5 protein-coding genes are annotated in these 3,107 nt (G+C 38.3%); 4 read left to right on the top strand and 1 reads right to left on the bottom strand.

Translation table 11 applies throughout. The features are described from left to right. The 4 genes from nudK to DBR11_RS15510 all read left to right on the top strand — a co-directional run. Positions 1-585: GDP-mannose pyrophosphatase NudK (nudK, locus tag DBR11_RS15525; RefSeq protein WP_233260771.1), on the top strand; the 585-nt coding region annotated here is incomplete at its 5' end. 37 nt (positions 586-622) lie between these two features. Continuing rightward, positions 623-922, top strand: coding sequence for a Dabb family protein (locus DBR11_RS15520; protein ID WP_108553569.1), 300 nt, complete (start codon positions 623-625; stop codon positions 920-922). 152 nt (positions 923-1,074) lie between these two features. After that, positions 1,075-1,788 (top strand): DUF4397 domain-containing protein, encoded by a 714-nt coding sequence (locus DBR11_RS15515; RefSeq protein WP_108553568.1) that lies wholly within the window; start codon positions 1,075-1,077, stop codon positions 1,786-1,788. Positions 1,789-1,857: 69 nt separating this feature from the next. Then, positions 1,858-2,538: an MgtC/SapB family protein gene (locus tag DBR11_RS15510; RefSeq protein WP_233260770.1), complete on the top strand. Its 681-nt coding sequence runs from the start codon at positions 1,858-1,860 to the stop codon at positions 2,536-2,538. Positions 2,539-2,581: 43 nt separating this feature from the next. On the opposite strand, the gene DBR11_RS15505 is transcribed toward DBR11_RS15510, so the two are convergent. Continuing rightward, the coding region (locus DBR11_RS15505) for an FKBP-type peptidyl-prolyl cis-trans isomerase (protein WP_369974435.1) at positions 2,582-3,107 on the bottom strand (526 nt) is incomplete at its 5' end.

Raw genomic sequence — 3,107 nt, 5'->3', positions numbered from 1 at the left:
AATATAATCATGAATGAAAAGATAAATATCATAAAGGAGCAGGTGTTGTCAGATGATTGGTACTTACTAAAAAAAACGACTTTTAATTACTTAACAAATAAGGGCATTTGGGAAAACCGGAGCAGAGAAACTTATGATCGTGGAAATGGAGCAACTTTGCTTTTATATAATAAGCTGTTTCAGACTGTTGTGCTGACCAGACAGTTTCGTTTCCCAACCTATGTGAACGGAAATTCGAATGGTTTGTTGATTGAGACTTGCGCTGGATTACTTGATAACGATGGGCCGGAAGAGGCTATCCGAAGAGAAGTAGAAGAGGAGACAGGCTATGTACTTTCTTCTGTCGAAAAAGTATTTGAAGCTTATATGAGCCCCGGTTCCGTTACAGAAAAAGTTTATTTCTTTATCGCAGAATACACAAAAGAAATGAAAAGACATTCTGGAGGTGGGGTTGAAGACGAGGAGATTGAAGTTTTAGAATTACCATTTGCAAAGGCAATGGCTATGATTTCAAGCGGAGAAATTCAAGATGGTAAAACAATTATGCTATTGCAATATCTTTCTTTGTCAAAACTCATGAATTAAAATGATGGATTGATCTTATATTTGGCGAAAAAAAATTATGATAGCCCATCACGTTTTATTCTGGCTTAAAGCCGACACGACAGAAGATCAAAAGAAAGCATTTCGTAAAAGTCTGGAAACATTAAAGGATATTGAAGTCATAAAAGCCTTTCATATTGGTACACCAGCTCCCATTGAGCGTGCTGTAGTGGATACTACCTATACCTTTTCTCTAACTTTGTTTTTTGAAGATCTTGCTGGCCATGATGTTTACCAGGTGCATGATCTGCACAAGGCTTTTCTTGATGAATTCCGTATTCTTTTTGATAGAGTAGTCATTTACGACGCGGAAGGGTAGTGTTTTATATTTTAGATTCTGTTAATGTTTGGAATGACTAAGCGGACTTAACAAACATTAACAGGATTTAACACTATTTAACGAAGGTGCTATTAGATTAAAGTGAATATTTGCATATCAATTTATTACTATAGTTAACCTTTAAATCTTCAATGATGAAAACCTTTACCAACATCAACTTTAAGAGATCACTATTGGTCTTTTCCTTTTCTTTACTTTTTGCAATAATTTGGAGTTCCTGTAAAAAGAGTGATAGCACGGATACAACTACTATAAGCTATCTAAGTGTGGTAAATGGCTCGCCTTCTACCGGTACATTTAATGTTTATGCAAATGACGTACAGATAAACAAAGCAGCTCTGCCAATGGGGGGTAGTATTCTTCCTTATATACAGCTCGTATCTGGTAGCAATACCTTGAGGTTTACGACAGCAAGCAGTACGGATAATTTGTTAAGCAAATCAATTTCCCTGTCGGGAAGCACTGCCTATACTTATTTTTTAATTGGACAATCAGGACAACTTGATGGGGTGTTAGCTACAGATGTAATGACCACCGTTTCTACAGATAAGGCTTTTGTCCGTTTTGTAAATTTATCTCCTGATGCGCCATCGTTAAACCTGGCTGTTACAGGTGGAAGCGTGTTGATCAACAACCAATACTATAAGCAAGTGAGTTCTTTTGTAGCGGTGGATCCAAAGACTTATTCTTTTGATATTCAGGAACAGTCAACAGGAAATGCAAAGACGACATTGACTGGGGCTACACTTGTTGCAGGTAAATATTATACTGTAATGGCACTTGGAATGATGGCACCAGGTGCGGCTGAAAATGCGCTGAATGCTCAGATGATGACAAATCAATAAAACTTTTTAAACAGTGCCAGTACATCTGGCACTGTTTAAACATTTCGTTGCTCCGGTTGTTATTTTATAATGATGGAGTTCATTAGTTTAAAAGAAATTATTTTACGGTTGCTGGCTGCGGCAATTCTTGGAGGCTTGGTAGGCCTGGAAAGAGAACGTAAAGAATGGGTGGCCGGATTGAGGACCCATACGCTTGTTTGCATAGGTGCAGCATTGGCAATGATTGTTTCAGCTTACGGTTTTATTGATGTGGTTGGTAAAGAGGGGATTGTTCTTGATCCTTCAAGAGTGGCTGCACAGGTAATCAGTGGTGTTGGATTTTTAGGTGCAGGTACAATTTTGTTTTTAAGACAGGAAGTAGTTCGTGGCTTAACCACAGCCGCAGGTCTCTGGAGTGTGGCTGCAGTTGGGCTTGCTGTTGGAGGAGGCTTGTATGGCGCAGCCGTTGTTGCTACCATTTTGATCCTTTTTGTCTTGTCGGGTATTAAATGGATGGAAAAGACCTGGTTTAAACAACAAGGGATTCACGCTTTAACCCTTACCGCTAAAAAATCTTCTGATGTATCTATGATTGCAGTAGAAGACATCCTGGTTAAACATCATATAGCGGTTAATAAAATCTCCATATCTTCTGATGCGGAACAGGAGGTTTATTCTATATTGTTCAGTAAGTTTAATGACAGAAAGCGAATTCTTCATTGTATGGAAGAAATTAAAAGCCTTGAGGGAGTATCTAAGATTGAATTTTGATATTCCTTCAAGACTTTTAATCTTTATAAATTAATGGATGTTACTATTGAACATTATTCAGTGTAATGTCGAAATCAAGTACAGAGTTGGCTGGAATCGATCCCTTTATCACATTTCCGTAAGCAAAATAGGAAGGAATAATCAAGCGTATCTTTCCATCTTTTTGGATTTTCTGGATGCCAAACTGCCATCCTGCAATAACATTTCCCAATGCAAAAGTTGCTGGTGTTTTCCCTGTAGTCGTTTCGAACACGGTGCCATTTAGTAATCTGCCGGTATAATCTGCTGTGATTTGAGTGCTGGCAGAATAAGTAACACTTCCACTTCCTGGGGCAATAACCTGGTAAAAGATTCCTGAACCTTCATCTTTTTTCATTTCAGTGAGGTTATTGGCTTTCACAAAAGCTCTTATCGCAGTGGTGTCCGCTTTGAATTGTGCAATTATCTGTGCCTGATCAACTTCTGGAACATCATTGTTACTTTTGGAACATGCGGCAAGGCATCCGGCCAGGCAAAGCATTAATAGACATTGTTTTATACTTCTTCTCATCATAGAGGCAAATGTAAAG

It is taken from the genome of Pedobacter sp. HMWF019 (assembly GCF_003061025.1).
GTDB lineage: Bacteria > Bacteroidota > Bacteroidia > Sphingobacteriales > Sphingobacteriaceae > Pedobacter.
Note: the sequence above shows the minus strand (reverse complement) of the source record. Positions and strands in the feature narration are given on the sequence as shown.

What these genes read in the sequence shown, in the direction of transcription:
- DBR11_RS15520 (WP_108553569.1), top strand. Translation starts at nt 623, where the DNA reads ATGATAGCCCATCACGTTTTATTCTGGCTTAAAGCCGACACGACAGAA.
- DBR11_RS15515 (WP_108553568.1), top strand. Translation starts at nt 1,075, where the DNA reads ATGATGAAAACCTTTACCAACATCAACTTTAAGAGATCACTATTGGTC.
- DBR11_RS15510 (WP_233260770.1), top strand. Translation starts at nt 1,858, where the DNA reads ATGATGGAGTTCATTAGTTTAAAAGAAATTATTTTACGGTTGCTGGCT.